This window comes from Rhodothermales bacterium (assembly GCA_039944855.1).
Taxonomy (GTDB): domain Bacteria; phylum Bacteroidota; class Rhodothermia; order Rhodothermales; family JANQRZ01; genus JBBSMX01.
On sequence record JBDUXZ010000024.1, the window covers coordinates 1 to 16,997 of the forward strand.

Consider the following 16,997-nt stretch of genomic DNA (forward strand, 5'->3'; position numbering starts at 1 on the left):
CGGTGGCGTCGACGGTGAGGGCGAAGACGGAGCGCTTGTGGAGGTCGAGGCCGGTGTAGAGTGTCGTGGCAGACATGGCAGCGGGCGGCTGATGAGAGGGACCTATCCATGAGGCGCTGTACCTTGTTGGAAAGATCCCGCGCTCGTAGGCCGACGCTAGGCTGTGCGGTTCTGCCCGTTACGGTCGCCGCGCCTACTTTGTCACTGTTCCATCGCTTGTGCCACCCGGCGCGGCTGAAGCGAATCATGTTATCGCCTGAGGGGCAGCAGACAGGGCGGATTCCTTTGCCGTGATCGCCACGACAGCCGACGATGCGGTAAGTTCGGGCTCCCGTTCAACCCGCTTCCGCCGCCATGCTCGCTCGTGCCCTCTGCCTCGGTCTGCTCGTCTCCTTCGCCTTTCCCGCTGCTGCCCAGGATGAGGAGGAAGCGACGTGGGACGTGAACGCCGCCCACGGCCCGACGCGCTCCATCGAATTCACGACGACGGAGGGGACGTGGATGAACCTCGACGTGCACCCCGACGGCACCGAGATCGTGTTCGACCTCCTCGGCGACCTCTACCTGCTCCCGATCGACGGCGGGACGGCGCGGCGGATTACGAGCGGCCCGGCGTTCGACATCCAACCCCGCTTCTCGCCGGACGGGACGGAGATCGCGTTCACCAGCGACCGCGCGGGCGGCGACAACCTCTGGGTCGCGGACCGCGACGGCGAGAACCCGCGGCAGGTGACGGAGGAGGACTTCCGCCTCGTCAACGGCCCGGCGTGGACGCCGGACGGCTCTTACCTCCTCGGCCGCAAGCACTTCACGAGCACGCGCTCGCTCGGTGCGGGCGAGGTGTGGATGTACCACACGGCGGGCGGCGCGGGGCTGGGACTCACCGAGCGCCGGAACGACCAGCAAGACCAGGGCAACGAGGTCGCCGTCTCGCCCGACGGCCGCTACGTCTACTTCTCCGAGGACGCCACGGGCGGCTCGTTCTTCGAGTACAACAAGGACCCCAACGCCGGGATCTATCGCATCCGCCGGCTCGACCGCGAGACGGGCGACATCGAAACGGTCGTCGGTGGGCCGGGCGGCGCGGCGCGGCCGACGCCGAGCCCGGACGGGCGGCACCTCGCGTTCGTCCGCCGCGTGCGCGACGAGGAGGTGCTCTTCCTCTACGATTTCGAGACCGGCGCGGAGATGCCGCTCTTCGACGGCCTCTCGCTCGATCAGCAGGAGACGTGGGCGATCTTTGGTGTCTACCCGGCCTTCGACTGGACGCCCGACGGCGAGCATCTCGTGTTCTGGGCGCACGGCGGGCTCCACCGGATCGACGTAGCTAGCAAGACGGTGACGCCGATCCCGTTCTCCGCTGAGGTCGAGTTGACGACGACGGAGCCAGTGACGGGGGACTACGAGGTCGCGCCCGAGCGCTTTCGCGTCCGCATGCTCCGCGACGCGGCGACCGCGCCCGACGGCCGGACCTTCGCCTTCCATGCCGTCGGCGATCTGTGGACAGCGGCCGGGGTGAGCGCTGAGCCGCAGCGCCTCGCGACGAGTGATGCGTTCGCCTACGACCCCGCGTTTTCGCCGGACGGCCGACGGCTCGTCTACACGACGTGGAGCGACGACACGTACGGGCACATCGAAGTGCGCGAGCTCGACTCGGGCGCGACGCGGCGGCTGACCGAGCGGCCCGGCCACTACGCCACGCCGCGCTTCTCGCCCGACGGCCAGCGGATCGTGTTCGCCCGCGAGACCGGTAACGGCCTGCGCGGCGCGCTCTACGGCGTCGACGACGGTCTCTACTGGATCGACGCCGACGGCGGGCCGATGACGCTCGTCGCGGACGACGGCCGCGAGCCGCGCTTCTCCGCCGATGGCGAGCGCGTCTATTTCCTCAGCGGCGGCGGGCTCGAGAAGGAATACAAAAGCGTCCGCCTCGACGGCGGCGACGAGCGCACGCACTTCACGCTGAAATACCCGACCGACGTCGTGCCGAGCCCGGACGGCGAGTGGGTCGCGTTCACCGAGGCGTTCAACGTCTACGTCGCCCCGTTCCCCAAGACCGGCGGCGCGGTCGAACTCAACAAAGACACGAAGTCGATCCCCGTCACGCGCCTCAGCCGCGACGCCGGGACCGACCTCCACTGGGTCGGGAATGACCGCGTGCGCTGGCTCATCGGGCCGGAGGTCTACACCCGCTCGCTCGACGACGCCTTCGCCTTCCGCTCCGACGCGCCGGACGATCTGCCCGAGCCCGACTCGGTCGGCGCCGCCATCGAGTTGATGATGCCGTTCGACGCGCCGAGCGGGACGGTGGCGTTCGTCGGTGCGCGCATCATCACTGTCGATGGCGACGCAGTGATCGAGGACGGGACGATCGTCGTCGACGGCAACCGGATCGCGTCGGTCGGGTCGAGGGCGGACGTGGACGTGCCGGCAGGGGCGACGGTAATCGACGCCGCCGGCCACACGATTATGCCGGGGCTCGTGGACGTGCACGCGCACTCCGGGCATTTCTACGACGGCGCGCTCCCCGAGGCGAACTGGACCTATTACGCGAACCTCGCTTACGGCGTCACGACGATGCACGACCCGTCGGCGACGACGGAGACCGTCTTCAGCCTCGCCGAACTCGTCAAGGCAGGCGAGGTCGTCGGCCCCCGCGTGTACTCGACGGGGACGATCCTCTACGGCGCCGACGGCGACTTCCGCGCCACCGTCAACTCGCTGGACGACGCGCGCAGCCACCTCCGGCGGATGAAGGCGGTCGGGGCGCACTCGGTGAAGAGCTACAACCAGCCACGCCGCGACCAGCGCCAGCAAGTCCTGAAGGCCGCGCGTGAGCTAAACATGCTCGTCGTGCCCGAGGGCGGCTCGACGTTTCACCACAACCTCAACCAGATCGTCGACGGGCACACCGGGATCGAGCACGCGATGCCCGTCGCGCCGCTCTACGACGACGTGCTGACGCTGTGGGGCGAGAGCGGCGTGGCGTACACGCCCACGCTCGTCGTCGGCTACGGCGGGCTGTGGGGCGAGAACTACTGGTACGCGACCGAGAACGTGTGGGAGGACGAGCGCCTGCTCACGTTCACCCCGCGCGGCCTCGTCGACGCCCGCTCGCGCCGCCGCACGCTCGTCCCCGACAGCGAGTACTGGCACCAGACGCTCGCCGCCTCCGCGAAGGACTTGAGTGATCGAGGCGTCGGGGTCAATCTCGGCGCGCACGGGCAGATGCAGGGCGTCGCGGCGCACTGGGAGCTGTGGATGTTCGGGCAGGGCGGGATGACGCCGCTCGAAGCGATCCGCGCCGCCACGCTCAACGGCGCGCGCTACGTCGGGCTCGACGGCGACATCGGCTCCATCGAAGCGGGCAAGCTCGCCGACTTCGTCGTCCTCACCGCGAACCCCCTGGATGACCTCCGCCACACGCGCGACATTCACTACACCGTCGCCAACGGCCGGGTCTACGACGCCGCAACGATGGACCAGGTGTGGCCCGTCGCCGCGCCGCGCCCGCCGCTGTGGTTCGAGCGCGAGGGCGCGAGCGATGCCTCTGTCTGGCGCGACGGCGAGGTGCGCGCCTTCGGCTGCTCCTGCGGCACGCACTGACGCTGACAAACCCCCTTCACTTGTCATTGCGAGCGACTGAAAGGAGCGCGGCAATCTCCCGATTCCAGCAGCCTGAAGGAGATTGCCGCGTCGCTGCGCTCCTCGCAATGACAAGCGGGGGTGTTAGGGGACGACCATGCGCTTCGGCATGAGCGCTCACCGGCCGACCATCTGCACGATCGCATCGGCGCAGCGCTCGCCGTCCATCGCCGCCGATGCGATGCCCCCAGCGTAGCCCGCGCCCTCGCCGCATGGGAAGAGCCCCGGCACGCCCACATGCTGGAGCGTCTGCGGGTCGCGCGGGATGCGGACGGGCGACGACGTGCGCGACTCCGGCGCGTGTACGACGGCCTCGTTCGTCAGGTAGCCACGCATCGAGCGGTCGAACTGCCGGAAGCCCTGCACGAGCGCCGCGTGGATGAAGTCCGGCAGCACCTCCCCCAGCTCCACCGACGCGATACCGGGCGCGTACGAGGTGTTCGGCAGGTCGGCCGAGACGCGGCCCTCCACGAAATCGACGAGGCGTTGCGCGGGGGCCACCTGCGTGCGACCCCCGGCCTCCCAGGCTCGGCGCTCTACGGCCTGCTGGAACGCCATCGCCGCGAGCGGGCCGTGCTCCGCGAAGGGCGCGAAGTCGGCCTCGCGTAGCTCGACGACGATGCCCGAGTTGGCCGTGGCGCGGGCGCGTCGGGAGGACGACCAGCCGTTCGTGACGACCTCGCCGGGGCGCGTGGCGCAGGGCGCGATCACGCCGCCGGGGCACATGCAGAATGAGTACACGCCGCGCCCGTCCACCTGCTTCGACACCGCGTAGGGCGACGGCGGCAGGTACGGCCCCCGCTCGGGGCAATCGTACTGAATCGCGTCGATGAGCGCCTGCGGATGCTCGACGCGCACGCCGATTGCGAGGGGTTTCAGATCAATTGCGATGCCGCGCCGGTGGAGGAGCTCGAAGATGTCGCGCGCCGAGTGGCCCGTGGCAAGAAGGGCGGCGCGGGCCCGGTGCACTGTCCCGTCGAGCGTGCGAACGCCGGCGAACGCCCCGCCCTCCAGCACGAAGTCGTCCACGCGCGTGTCGAACAAGACCTCGCCGCCGTGGTGGCGGATGCACTCGCGCATCGCCGCGATGATGGGCGGCAGCTTGTTGGTCCCGATGTGGGGGTGGGCCTCGACGAGGATCTCGTCCGTCGCGCCGAAGGCAACGAGCAGTTCGAGCACGCGCAGCACGTTGCCCCGCTTCTTGGACCGGGTGTAGAGCTTGCCGTCGGAGTACGTGCCGGCCCCGCCTTCGCCGAAGCAGTAGTTTGAGTCCTCGTTGACCTCGTGGCGCGTGTTGATCCCTTTGAGGTCCGCGATGCGCGCGCGCACGTCCTTCCCCCGCTCCAGCACGATCGGCCGCAGGCCCCGCTCGATGAGGCGCAGCGCGGCGAACAGGCCGGCCGGCCCCGCCCCGATCACCAGCACCTCCTCGGCGTCGCGCACGTTGGGGTAGTCCGGGAGCGCGGGCGGCGACGGGGCGTACGGCTCGTCGGTGTACACGTCCACGGTGAGGTTAACGTAGATCGTGCGCTGTCGCGCGTCGATGGAGCGGCGCACGGGGACGACGTGGCGCACGTCGGCGGGCGCCACGCCGAGCGTGCGGGCGACGTGCTCGGCGAGCGCGACGGGCTCGCCGGCTACTTCGGGAAGGACGCGTAGCTGGAGGGAATGAGGCATGGGCTGGAGGCTGCTGGGGCGGGCTCGGTGCAACGCACGGGCCGACCTCGGCGTGCCCCAAGCTCCGCGATACAACGGATTCTTCTCCCTCGCAACGGCAGCGCGGATCGGTTCGGGGCACGTCCGAGGTGCGCACGAATCACCCTTACATGTCATTGCGAGGAGCGAAGCGACGCGGCAATCTCCTCCATATCAGCAGACCGAAGGAGATTGGCTCCGCCGAACCCTTCGGTATTGCCACGTCGCTACGGGACAAGTCCCTGCGCTCCTCACAATGACAGGGCTAATGGGTATGAGACGCTCAGCGTACCTGCACGTCGGAGAGGAGGCGGGCTTGCGGGGTGGCGTGGAGCGTGGCCGCCTCACGGAGAAGCGTGACCTGCTGGCGGAACGCCCGCTCGTGCAGCGTCTCCCGACGCGCCTGCACGGTGCCGAGTGCGGCCTGCACGAACGCGCCGTCCGTGAGTAGTTCGAAAAACCCTTTCTCTTCGGGCAGCACACGGAGGCCGTAGTCGGTGTCGAGCCCGGCCATCGCGGCGGCGACAGTGAGCGCGCCGTCGAGGTCGGCGAGGCCGTCGATGAGGCCGAGTTGGAGGGCGCGGGCGCCGGTGTAGACGCGGCCCCCGGCGAGCGCGCGGACGGAGTCGGGCGAGAGCCCGCGCCCGCTCGCGACGCGGTCCACGAAAGCGGTGTAGACCTCCTCCGTCGTCCGTTCGAGGATTGCCCGCTCCTGCGGCCCGAGCGGCTGGCCGAGCGCGCCGAGGTCGGCGGCGGGGCCGGTCTGCACGGCGTCGAACGTGACGCCGAGCTTGTCGTTGAGGAGCTCCGTCGCGTCGAAGAGGACGGAGATCACGCCGATCGAGCCCGTGATCGTGTTCGGGTCGGCGAGGATCGTGTCGGCGGCGGCGGCGAGGTAGTACCCGCCCGAGGCCGCGACGCCGCCCATCGAGACGACGACGGGGACGTGCCGCCGCGCTTCGCGGACGGCGTGCCACATCGCGTCCGACGCCGTCGCCGCTCCGCCCGGCGAGTCGACGCGGACGACAATTGCGCGGACGGTCTCGTCGCGGACGGCCTCGCGGAGGGCGTCGGCGAAGGTGTCGGCCCCGAGGATCGCGCCGCTGCCGGTGTCGGGCGTGCTCTCGCCCGGCATGATTTGCCCGACGGCGTAGACGAGCGCGATCCGCTCGCTCGCATCGCCGAGCGCGAGTCCGGCTTCGGAGGGCGTGACGGCGGCATAGTCCTCGAACGCGACGGTGCGGAGTTCGTCATCGGCGTCTTGATCGGTGTACGCGCGGAGTCCGTCGCGCACCGCTTCTTCGTAGCGGAGGCCGTCTACGAGCCCGGCAGCGAGCGCGGCCCTGGCGTCGTAGAGCCCGCCGGCTTCGACGATCCGGTCGAGGTCGGCGAGGGTGACGGGGCGCGAGGCGGCGATGGCGGTGCGGAACGTCGTGCTCACGCCGTCGACGAGGTCCTGGTATTGCTCGCGGTTCTCGGGCGAGAATTGGCGGTTCGTAAACGTCTCGGCGGCGCTCTTGTACGACCCGGCGCGGATCACCTCGGGCTCCACACCGAGCTTGTCGAGCGCGCCGGCGAAGAACGGGACGGTGAGGTAGAAGCCGTTGAGTTCGAACGTCGCCTCGGGCGGGGTGAAGACGGAGTCGGCAGCCGAGGCGAGGTAGTAGGCGGCCTCGCTGAAGCCGTTCGACCCGCTGGAAGCGATCAGTGGCTTCCCGCTCGCGCGGTACGTGTCGAGTGCGCCGCGAATCTCCGATAGCACGGCCCACGACGCGCTGACGCCCTCGGGCCGGAGCCACACGACCTCGATCCGGTCGTCGGCCGCCGCTTTGCGGAGGGCTTCGGTCACGTCGCGCAGCGTCAGCCCTTCCTGCCCGATGAGGGCCCCGACGGGGTCGAGCGGGGCGATCTCGGGGATGAATCCGCCGAGGTCGAGGTCGAGGACGGAGTCGCTCGCGACGGGCGGCGTGGCCTCGCCGCCGACGAGCGCGGCGGTGACGAGCAGGAACAGGAAGAAGAGCGCCGCGAGCGTGCCGAAGAACGCGGCAGTGAGGTACAGCAGAAAACGCTTCATGAACGGGGTGATAGCGAGAAGGAGGGCGGGAAGCTACGCGCGTCCGATATTGCCGGGGCGGCGAACGCGCGGTTCGCCGGTTTCTACCCGCTCCGTAGCGCCTCATGCCGAACGTCGAGATCCCGTACTGGCACCCGGTCATCGTGCACTTCCCGATTGCCCTGCTCATCTTTGGGGCGGGCATGGCGGCGGTGTACGCCGTCGTCGGGCGGGCGTTCTGGCGCGGCGTGACGCTCCTCGCGTTCGCGGCCGGCACGCTCGGCGCGTGGGCGGCCGTGTGGACGGGCGAGGCGATCTACGAGGGGGTCGAGGGAACGCCCATCGTGGAAGCCCTCGTGGAAACGCACGAGGAGTTCGGCGAGTGGGCGCTGTGGCTGGGCGTCGCGACGACACTCGTGCTCGTCGGCGTCACGGTGTGGGCGCGGCACACGAAGCGCGACGCGGCAGACCCGGTGGCGGTGCGGCTCATCGTGCTCGCGCTCGCGCTCGCGGCGGCGGGGCTCGTCGCGCGTGCAGGGCACCTCGGCGGGACGATGGTGTGGGGCGTCGCCGGTTGAGACGCCCTGCCAGCGGCCGGCGCTCCATAAAAAACACACTCACGCCCCTGAACACACCGAACGGAGCCCGGTATCAGTGGGGCTTACCCCGACCGACTGAGTGGTAGCTTTCGACCCGTCATGGCAGAACCCGAATCCCAGCAGACAACGTCCGATGAGCGCCCGCGCTTGAACGAGCGCGAGGCCATCATCCTGCGCTCCGTCGTCACGCGGTTTATCCAGACGGCGGCGCCCGTCGGTTCGAAAGTGCTGGCGGAGCAGGGGATCGTGGACCTCTCGTCGGCGTCGATCCGCAACACGCTGAGCGCGCTCGAGTCGCACGGCTACCTCGACCACCCGCACACCTCGGCGGGCCGGATCCCGACGGACCTCGGCTACCGGGCGTACGTGGACGATCTGACGGACCTGCCGGGCGTATCGCCGGCCGAGCAGCTCCTCCTCCGCACCGGGCTGCAACAGCTCTACGGCGACGTCGAATCGCTGATGCGCGAGGCGTCGCGCCTGCTCGGGCAGTTCACGAACCTCCTCGGCGTCGTCCTCAGCCCGCGCCTCGCGACGGGCGTGTTGGAACGGCTCGACGTGGTGCGGCTGTCGTCGTCGCGGCTGATGTTCGTCGTCTCCGTGCGCGGCGGCCTCGTCAAGACGATCGTGGCCGAGCTCGACGCCGAGATGCAGCGGACGGACCTCGACCGCGTGGTGTCGGCGATGAACGAGCGGCTGGTCGGGCTGACGCTCGAAGAGATCCGGCAGACGGCCGTCGAGCGGATGCGCGACCTCGACGCGGGCGACGGCACCGGCGTCGTGCGCCTCGTGCTGCACCAAGCCGCGGCGCTCTTCGCCGACCTCCCCGAGGAGCGGCAGGCGGAGCTCGGCGGCGCGCAGCAGATCGTGACGCAGCCGGAGTTCCAGGAGCCCGGCGAAGTCCGCAGCGTGATCGAGCTGATGGAGAACCACGACGTCGTCGTCCACCTGCTGGAAGCGGGCGTGCAGCAGCCCACGTCGGCAGGCCGTGCCGTCGTCCTCATCGGCCACGAGAGCGACGACGCGAACCGCTTCGGCGGCAAGTACTCCGTCGTGAAGGCGCAGTACCGCTTCGGCGACACGACGGGCTCGCTCGGGGTGATCGGTCCGAAACGGATGGACTACGCCTACGTTATCACCCTCGTCGAATACCTCGCGGGCTTGCTGAGCGGCGCCACGTCCGAGGCGTGAGCGGCGCGCACCCCGCTACTTCCCACTTTATGACCGTGCGGCCCGGCCGCGCGGAAGACCCAAGCCGAAGACCCAGACGCATGACTGAGAAGGACACGCAGACCCAAACCGCTCCCGAGAACTCGGCACCCGAACCGCAGGAGCCCGAAGCCGCTGCGCCGCAGGATGCCGCCGACGGCCCGACGGCGACGTCCGTCGACGACCTCGCCGCCGAGCTCGACCGCCACCGCGAGCAGACGCGGCAGCTCGAAGAGCAGCTCCTCCGCCGCGCCGCCGAATTTCAGAACTACCGCCGCCGCACCGATACCGAGTTGGGCCAGGCCACCGAGCGCGGCCGGGGCGAGGTCGTCGTCCAGATGCTCGACGTGCTCGACGACCTCCAGCGCTCGCTTGCCGCCGCCGAGACCGCAGCGGAGACGGAGCAGGGCGGCCCGACGTACGAGGCGCTCAAGACCGGCGTCGACCTCGTGTACAAGAAGTTCGGCGACACGCTCCGCAGCCTCGGCGTCGAGGAGATCGACGCCGTCGGCGAGCCGTTCGACGAGCATTTCCACGAGGCGATGATGCAGCAGGAGGTGCCCGGCACTGACGCGGGCACCGTCGTCGGCGAGGTCCAAAAGGGCTACCGGATGGGCGACCGCGTGCTGCGCCACGCCCGCGTCATCGTCGCGCAGTAGGCAGCACGCGGCCTGAACCTCGGGCAGCGTGGCGCGTAGCTCGGCGCTGCTAGGCGGCCTCGGGCTCGTTGTTGACCCTCTATTTTTCAAGCAGAAGCAGCAATAGTATGGCAAGCTCCACCGACGCGATGGACTACTACGAGGTGCTCGGCGTCTCGCGCACGGCGCAGCCGGACGAGATCAAGAAGGCGTACCGGAAGAAGGCGCTCCAGTATCACCCGGACCGCAACCCGGGCGATGCCGAGGCAGAGTCGCGCTTCAAAGAGGCGGCCGAGGCGTACGAGGTCCTCTCGAATCCGGAGAAGCGCCAGCGCTACGACCGCTTCGGCAAGGCCGGCGTGAACGGCGGCGGCGGCGGCGCGCGGCCCGGCGGCTTCCAGGACATCTCCGACATCTTCAGCGCGTTCTCCGACATTTTCGGCGGTGAGGCGGGCGACGCCTTCGGACGGCGCGGCGGCGCTCGGCGACGGACCGGCAGCGACCTCCGCGTCCGGCTCGCGCTCACGCTCGAAGAGATCGCCGAAGGCGTCGAGAAGAAGATCAAAGTCAAGAAGTTCGTCGTCTGCGACGAGTGCGACGCGACGGGTGCCGAGGGCGGCGAATCGGGCTATCAGGTCTGCCCGACCTGCAAGGGCTCCGGCGAGTTTCGGCAGGTGTCGAGCACGTTCTTCGGCCAGTTCGTCAACGTGCAGCCGTGCCCGGCGTGCCGCGGCGAAGGCCGGATCGTCACTGATCCGTGCTCCAATTGCAGCAGCGAGGGCCGGGTGAAGGGGGAGGAGACCACGACGGTCGAGATCCCCGCCGGCGTTCGCGAGGGCCACTTCCTCTCGATCCGCGGCGCCGGGAACGCGGGCCGTCGCGGCGATCCGGCCGGCGACCTCCGCGTTGAGATCATCGAGACACCGCACGAGGAGCTGACGCGCGACGGGCTCGACGTCCGCTGCGACCTCCACCTCTCGTTCCCCGACGCCGCGCTCGGGACGGAAGTCGAAGTGCCGACGCTGAAGGGCCGCGCCCGGCTGCAGATCGACGCCGGCATCCAGAGCGGGCGCGTGCTGCGGATGCGCGGGCGCGGCATTCCCGAACTCGGCAGCGGACGGCGCGGCGATCAACTCGTCACGGTGCAGGTGTGGACGCCGACGAAGCTCACGAGCGAGCAGCGCGAACTCATCGAAGAGCTCCGCGGCGCGCCGTCGTTCCAGCCCCGGCCCGACGAGCCGGAGGAGAAGAAGTCGTTCTTCAGCAAAGTCAAAGACGTGTTCTCGTGATGCGTAACGCGTGACGCGTGGGCTTGGAGACGAGCGCCGCGTCTCCCGAATCCCCCTGCCCGTGGCCCTCGACCTTCGCCATCCCGATCACGCTCCGACCGATGCGCCCGTCCACGACGACGAGGCGCACGCGGGCGAGGGCGGCGCAGGCGGCGAGATGCTGCGCGCGGTGATGCGCCGCGTGGCGTCGCCGGTGACGGTCGTCACCGCAGCGTCGGGCGGGGAACGGCGCGGGGCGACGATCGGCTCGTTCACGAGCGTCTCGCTCGACCCGCCGCTGATTTCGTTCAACGTGCAGAAGGACTCGTCGCTCCACGCCGCCCTCCTCGGGGCCGACACGTTCGCCGTCCACCTGCTGAGCGAGACGCAGGCCGACCTCGCCAACCACTTCGCCGTGCCGGACCTGACGAGCGAGGAGCAGTTCCGCGACGTGGCCCACGGCACGGCACAGGGCGGAGCGCCGATCCTGCCCGATACGTTCGGCGTGCTCCACTGCGAGCGTTACGCCGTCCACGACGCGGGCGACCACTCGCTCTTCCTCGGCCGCGTCCTCCGCGTCACCGAGGCCGAGGCGGCGGGGCCGCTGCTCTACTACGACCGCTCGTACCGCGCCGTCGGTGGCGAAGTGTGACGGGGCAGAAACGAACGTAGGGGCGCAGCATGCTGCGCCCCTACGGCGAATCTCGATGGGGGAAGAGGGGGCTAGTTGCCCGCCTGCGGTGCCGCTCCCTTCATCACGTCGAGTAGCTCCACGTCGAACACGAGCGCGCGGTTCGGGCCGATCTGCGGCGGGGCCTGCTCGCCGTAGGCGAGGTCGGCCGGGATGAACACCCGCCACTCGGAGCCGACCTGCATCAGCTGCAGCGCCTCGTTCCAGCCGGGGATCACCTCGCCGACGACGAAGCGGGCCGGACGGCCGCGGCGGTACGACGAGTCGAACTCCGTGCTGTCGGGGAGCGTGCCGCGGTAGTTGACGAGGACGGTGTCGCCGAGCGTCGGCGACTCGCCCTGACCCACCTGAATCACCTTGTACTGCAGGCCGCTCTCCGTCACCTCGATGCTGTCGCGGCCAGCGTTGGCGGCGAGGAATTCCTCGCTCGTCCGCATGTTCGTGACGGAGGCGCGGGCGGTAAGGGTATCCTGGAAGGCGCGCATGATCGAGTCGACCTGGACCGTCGTGAAGCGGAGGGAGTCGCCGTTGAGGCCGGCGCGGACGGCCGTGAGGATCAGTTCGTCGTCGAGCACGATGCTCTCGTCGATCTGCTCCATCTGGTCGTGGAGGGCCGTGCCGAGGTCGTGGCCGACGATGTACGCCACCTGATCGTCGAGCGTGTCGAGGCTGCCGGGGTCGGCGGAGCGCTCGCACGCGGCGAGGGTGAGGGTCGCGGCGAGGAGGGCAAAGACGTAGCGTCGGGTCATAGGGGGAAGGCGGGGTCGGCCCGCATCGGGTGTCGGTTGCTCGAGCGTGAGGACGGGGGAGCCCCGCCAAAAGCGCAGCGCGCAGTATACCGATGGGCCGCCGACGCATCCAAGACGCGGAGCCGCCGGCGGGCATTTCTGCTCAAACCTTCGCGAGCGAATCGGACCCGGCGTTGCGCGGCTCCGTAGCTTTTGGCCCTCGCTTTCACCGCCCCGCCATGTCTGAACGCATTCTCGTCACGTCCGCCCTCCCGTACGCCAACGGCCCGCTCCACGTCGGCCACCTCGCCGGGGCGTACCTCCCGGCCGACCTCTACTGCCGCTACCAGCGGCTCCGCGGGCGGGACCTCCTCTACGTCTGCGGCTCCGACGAGCACGGCGTCCCGATCATGCTCCGCGCCCGCGAGGAGGGCGTCGATCCTCAGGACGTCGTGGACCGCTACCACGCGCAGATCGAGGCCAGCTTCGAGCGCCTCGGGATGTCGTTCGATTATTACGGCCGGACGACCTCGGCCACGCACCGCGCGACGAGCCAGGCCTTCTTCCGCACGCTCTACGACGCGGGCGTGTTCAAAGAGAAGACCGAGGAGCAGCTCTACGACCCCGAAGCCGGCCTCTTCCTCGCCGACCGCTTCGTGCGCGGGACGTGCCCCGTCTGCGGCTACGAGGATGCCTACGGCGATCAGTGCGAGAACTGCGGCTCCTCGCTCTCGCCGAAAGACCTCATTGACCCGCGCAGCGCGCTCACCGACGCCGTGCCCGAAGTCCGCACGACGACGCACTGGTACCTCCCGCTCGGCGACCTCCAGCCCCGGCTCGAAGCCTATGTCGAGACGCACCCCGAGTGGAAATCGAACGTGCGCGGCCAGGTCAAAAGCTGGTTCGCCGACGGCCTCGCGGACCGCGCCATGACGCGCGACCTCCCGTGGGGCGTACCCGTGCCCGTCGAAGACGCCGACGGGAAGGTGCTCTACGTCTGGTTCGACGCGCCCATCGGCTACATCTCGGCGACGAAGGAGTGGGCCGCGCGGCAGGGCGACCCCGAGGCGTGGCGGCGCTACTGGCAGGATGAGGGCACTGACCTCGTCCACTTCATCGGGAAGGACAACATCGTCTTCCACGCGCTCATCTTCCCGGCGCTCCTGATGACGCACAACGAGGCCACCGCGAGCGGGCCGCGTTTCGTGCTCCCGGCGAACGTCCCCGCGAACGAGTTCCTCAACCTCGAAGGCCGCAAGCTCTCGACGAGCCGCGGCTGGGCCGTCTGGCTCCACGAAGTCCTCGACGACTTCGAGCCCGACCTCCTCCGCTACGCCCTCGCCGCGACCCTGCCCGAGTCGAAGGATGCTGACTTCTCGTGGGCCGACTTCCAGGCCCGCGTCAACTCCGAGCTCGCCGACATCTTGGGCAACTTCGTCAACCGCACGCTGACATTCGCGCACCGCTTCGGCGACGGCGTCGTGCCGCCGCTCGTGGAGCCGAGCGAGACGGACCAAGCCGTGCTCGACGCGCTCGCCGGATTCCCGGACCGGATCGGCGCGGCGTACGAAGGCTTCCGCATCCGCGAGGCCGTGCAGGAAACCCTATCGCTCGCGCGGCTCGGCAACAAGTACTTCAACGACACCGAGCCATGGCACACGCGCAACACGGACCCGCAGGCGATGCGGAACACGATCCACGTCTGCCTCCAACTCTGCGCGTCGCTGTCAGTGCTGATGGATCCCGTGCTCCCGTTCTCGGCGGCGAAGCTCCGCACGATGCTCCAACTCGAAAACGTCCGCCCGAGCACACCCGATGGGACGCCCGGCACGATCGGCTGGGAGGCGGCCGGCATCGCGCTCCTCCCCGAAGGCCACGTGCTCGGCGAACCGCAGATCCTCTTCGAAAAAATCGATGACGACGCGATTCAAGCGCAGCTCGACAAGCTGGAGGCGCGAGCGGGCGAGGTGCAGCAGGAAGGGCTCCCGTATGAGCCGGTCAAAGACGAGATCACGTTCCCCGATTTCGTCGGCCTCGACCTCCGCGTCGGCCGGGTCACGCTTGCTGAGCCGGTCGAGAAAGCCGACAAGCTGCTCCGGCTCGAGATCGATCTCGGCTTCGAGCAGCGACAAGTGCTGGCGGGCGTGGCAAAGCACCTCGAGCCAGAAGCGCTCGTCGGCAAGCACGTCATCGTCGTGGCGAACCTCGCGCCGCGCACGATGATGGGGCTCGAAAGCCAGGGGATGGTGCTGATGGCTGAGGACCGGGAGGGCAAGCTGACGCCGGTGCTCGCGCCCGATGGGGAGCCGGGCAGCGTCGTCCGGTAGCGGGAGCGCGCCCGCACCAAAACAGAGATAGGCCGCCTCTCTCCCCAGAGAGGCGACCTATCGTGACGGCTGCGAGCCGTCTGGAAAATCGGGTGGCAGGCCCCACCACCAAGCCTGCCACCCGAATAGCGCCCTGGTTGGACCTGTCGGGCGCTATAGTGATTACGTCTCCATCCATCGACGTAATGGCACCTGTTGAGCGGAGAGTGCGGAGGACACCGGCCGCTCATCTACATATACGCGAGGGAGCCGTGCAGGAGGTCAAAGAAGGACGAAAAGTTTTTATTCCCTGATCTTTACTACGGATACGACCGGGCGGAGATGCAGGGTCTCAGGGTAGGAATCGCTGGCTTCCCGATGCCGGGGGCATTGCTCGTGTCCGTAACGTCCGGCCGTACCTTCGCCCTCTCCGAACGCTCTGCCTACGCCGTGATGTACCGATTCCTCCTCGTCGCCCTCCTCACCGCCGCCTCGCTGCACGCGCAGCCCGCTCCTTCCGACCCCTCGTCTTCCGGTGGGCTCCTGATCCTCGAGCAGGCCGCGTTCGACGTGCACTACTACGATCTCGAGATTGAGGTCGAGCCTGTTGCGGAACGCATCGAGGGGCACCTCGGGATGTACGCGACGATGGTGCTCCCGAGCGACGCCATCGCGCTCGACCTCGACACGACGTTCGCCGTCGCGCAGGTCACCGACGTAAAGAGGGGGGAGACCCTACCCTTCGAGCGGTTGGGAGGGCGGCTCCTGATCGACCTCGGCTGGACGATGCAGCCGGGGGATTCAGTCGCCGTTCGCGTGGACTACGCGGGCAAGCCTCGTGTCGCTCCCAACCCGCCGTGGGACGGGGGTTTCACGTGGGTCGACCGAGCGGACGGGACCCACTGGGTCGGCGTTTCCTGTCAGGGCGAGGGGGCGGACCTGTGGTGGCCGGTGAAAGACCATCCGTCGGACGAGCCCGATTCGCTGCGCATCCGCGCTACCGTCCCCGCCGGTCACACCGCCGTCTCCGCGGGCCGTCTCCGGGGCGTCGTGGAGAACCCCGACGGCACGCGCACCTTCGACTGGTTCGTCTCGACGCCGATCAACAACTACGGCCTCTCGCTCTACGTCGCGCCCTACGAAACGGTCGAGGCGGACTACACCAGCGTCGCGGGCGAGGCGCTGCCGATCCGGTTTTACGTGCTGCCGGAGGACCGGGCGAAGGCCGAAGCGCTGATGCCGCAGATCGTCGAGCAGATGCGGTTCATGGAGGAGACGTTCGGGCCGTACCCATTCCGCGCGGACAAGTACGCCGTCGTCCAGTCACCGTACCTCGGGATGGAACACCAGACCGCGATCGCGTACGGCGACACGTTCACTGACAACGCGTTCGGGTTCGACTGGCTCCACCTCCACGAGTTCGCGCACGAGTGGTGGGGCAACCTCGTCACCGTGCCGGACTGGAGCCATTTGTGGATCCACGAGGGGTTCGCGATGTACGTCGAAGCGCTCTACGCCGAGCACCTCGGCGGGCGGGATGCCTACCTCCGCTACCTCCAGTCGAAGCGCGGGCGGATTCTCAACGCGCGGCCCGTCGTTCCGAGCCGGACGGTGGATACGCAGGAAGCCCACTTCGGCACGAGCTCGACCGACGCCGACGTGTACTTCAAAGGGATGTGGTTCCTCCACACGCTGCGCTACGCCGTCGACGACGACCCGGCGTTCTTCCGGGCGCTCCGTCGCATGGCCTATCCCGACCCCGCCATGGAGGCCATGACCGATGGGCGGCAAGCCCGCTTCGCGACGACGGAGGACTTCCAGCGGATCCTAGAGCATGAGACCGGGAGGAATCTCAGCACGCTCTTCCGGCTCTACCTCTACCAGCCCACGCTTCCGCGCCTCGTAGCCGAGCGGGAGGGCCGCCGGCTCCACCTGCGGTGGGAGACCCCCGAAGGGTACCCGGTCGAACTTCCGGTCGAAGTCGCCGTCGATGGCGAGGTGCGCCGGGTCCCGATGCGGGCCGGACAGGGACAGGTCTTGCTGCCGCCGGACGCCGAGGTAGCGATCGACCCCAACGGCTGGGTGCTGAAGGCGGAGTGAGCGTATCGCTGCTAGCGATCGATCTCGGGGCGTGAGGGGTCGGTTCTCCACACGCCCTTTACAAA

At 69.2% G+C, this 16,997-nt stretch carries 11 protein-coding genes; 8 read left to right on the forward strand and 3 right to left on the reverse strand.

Annotation, left to right across the window (positions count from 1 at the left end; translation table 11 throughout):
- Positions 1-354: 354 nt before the first annotated feature.
- Entirely contained in the window at positions 355-3,606 is a 3,252-nt protein-coding gene (locus tag ABJF88_12755; protein MEP0547796.1) for an amidohydrolase family protein, read from the forward strand.
- Positions 3,607-3,762: 156 nt separating this feature from the next.
- Here ABJF88_12755 and ABJF88_12760 read toward each other — a convergent pair whose 3' ends face one another.
- Positions 3,763-5,322 (reverse strand): FAD-dependent protein, encoded by a 1,560-nt coding sequence (locus ABJF88_12760; protein MEP0547797.1) that lies wholly within the window; start codon positions 5,320-5,322, stop codon positions 3,763-3,765.
- 301 nt (positions 5,323-5,623) lie between these two features.
- Positions 5,624-7,414, reverse strand: coding sequence for a signal peptide peptidase SppA (gene sppA / locus ABJF88_12765; protein ID MEP0547798.1), 1,791 nt, complete (start codon positions 7,412-7,414; stop codon positions 5,624-5,626).
- A 104-nt stretch (positions 7,415-7,518) separates the two neighbouring features.
- Between sppA and ABJF88_12770 the strand changes: the two genes are divergently transcribed.
- From ABJF88_12770 to ABJF88_12790, 5 genes are all read left to right on the forward strand, one after another.
- A complete protein-coding gene (locus ABJF88_12770; GenBank protein ID MEP0547799.1) occupies positions 7,519-7,971 on the forward strand; it encodes a DUF2231 domain-containing protein in 453 nt (150 codons plus the stop codon).
- A gap of 120 nt (positions 7,972-8,091) precedes the next feature.
- The gene (gene hrcA, locus ABJF88_12775) at positions 8,092-9,183 is read left to right on the forward strand and encodes a heat-inducible transcriptional repressor HrcA (GenBank protein ID MEP0547800.1); all 1,092 of its coding nucleotides are present in this window, start codon (positions 8,092-8,094) and stop codon (positions 9,181-9,183) included.
- Between the two features lie 80 nt (positions 9,184-9,263).
- A complete protein-coding gene (locus ABJF88_12780; protein MEP0547801.1) occupies positions 9,264-9,860 on the forward strand; it encodes a nucleotide exchange factor GrpE in 597 nt (198 codons plus the stop codon).
- A gap of 107 nt (positions 9,861-9,967) precedes the next feature.
- Positions 9,968-11,128 carry a molecular chaperone DnaJ gene (gene dnaJ / locus ABJF88_12785; GenBank protein ID MEP0547802.1) on the forward strand — a complete coding sequence of 387 codons (1,161 nt, stop codon included), beginning with the start codon at positions 9,968-9,970 and terminating at the stop codon, positions 11,126-11,128.
- A 61-nt stretch (positions 11,129-11,189) separates the two neighbouring features.
- The gene (locus ABJF88_12790; protein MEP0547803.1) at positions 11,190-11,759 is read left to right on the forward strand and encodes a flavin reductase family protein; all 570 of its coding nucleotides are present in this window, start codon (positions 11,190-11,192) and stop codon (positions 11,757-11,759) included.
- A gap of 71 nt (positions 11,760-11,830) precedes the next feature.
- Here the strand turns inward: ABJF88_12790 and ABJF88_12795 are convergent, their stop codons facing one another.
- Positions 11,831-12,547 (reverse strand): FKBP-type peptidyl-prolyl cis-trans isomerase, encoded by a 717-nt coding sequence (locus ABJF88_12795; GenBank protein MEP0547804.1) that lies wholly within the window; start codon positions 12,545-12,547, stop codon positions 11,831-11,833.
- A gap of 218 nt (positions 12,548-12,765) precedes the next feature.
- On the opposite strand from ABJF88_12795, the gene metG reads away from it, so the two are divergent.
- Complete coding sequence (metG, locus tag ABJF88_12800; GenBank protein ID MEP0547805.1) at positions 12,766-14,853, forward strand: methionine--tRNA ligase; 2,088 nt, start codon at positions 12,766-12,768, stop codon at positions 14,851-14,853.
- 375 nt (positions 14,854-15,228) lie between these two features.
- Entirely contained in the window at positions 15,229-16,932 is a 1,704-nt protein-coding gene (locus ABJF88_12805; GenBank protein MEP0547806.1) for a M1 family metallopeptidase, read from the forward strand.
- Positions 16,933-16,997: the final 65 nt, after the last annotated feature.

Excerpts from the sequence above, each read along its gene's own strand:
- ABJF88_12755 (MEP0547796.1), top strand. The coding sequence starts at position 355 with ATGCTCGCTCGTGCCCTCTGCCTCGGTCTGCTCGTCTCCTTCGCCTTT.
- ABJF88_12760 (MEP0547797.1), bottom strand. The coding sequence starts at position 5,322 with ATGCCTCATTCCCTCCAGCTACGCGTCCTTCCCGAAGTAGCCGGCGAG.
- sppA (MEP0547798.1), bottom strand. The coding sequence starts at position 7,414 with ATGAAGCGTTTTCTGCTGTACCTCACTGCCGCGTTCTTCGGCACGCTC.
- ABJF88_12770 (MEP0547799.1), top strand. The coding sequence starts at position 7,519 with ATGCCGAACGTCGAGATCCCGTACTGGCACCCGGTCATCGTGCACTTC.
- hrcA (MEP0547800.1), top strand. The coding sequence starts at position 8,092 with ATGGCAGAACCCGAATCCCAGCAGACAACGTCCGATGAGCGCCCGCGC.
- ABJF88_12780 (MEP0547801.1), top strand. The coding sequence starts at position 9,264 with ATGACTGAGAAGGACACGCAGACCCAAACCGCTCCCGAGAACTCGGCA.
- dnaJ (MEP0547802.1), top strand. The coding sequence starts at position 9,968 with ATGGCAAGCTCCACCGACGCGATGGACTACTACGAGGTGCTCGGCGTC.
- ABJF88_12795 (MEP0547804.1), bottom strand. The coding sequence starts at position 12,547 with ATGACCCGACGCTACGTCTTTGCCCTCCTCGCCGCGACCCTCACCCTC.
- metG (MEP0547805.1), top strand. The coding sequence starts at position 12,766 with ATGTCTGAACGCATTCTCGTCACGTCCGCCCTCCCGTACGCCAACGGC.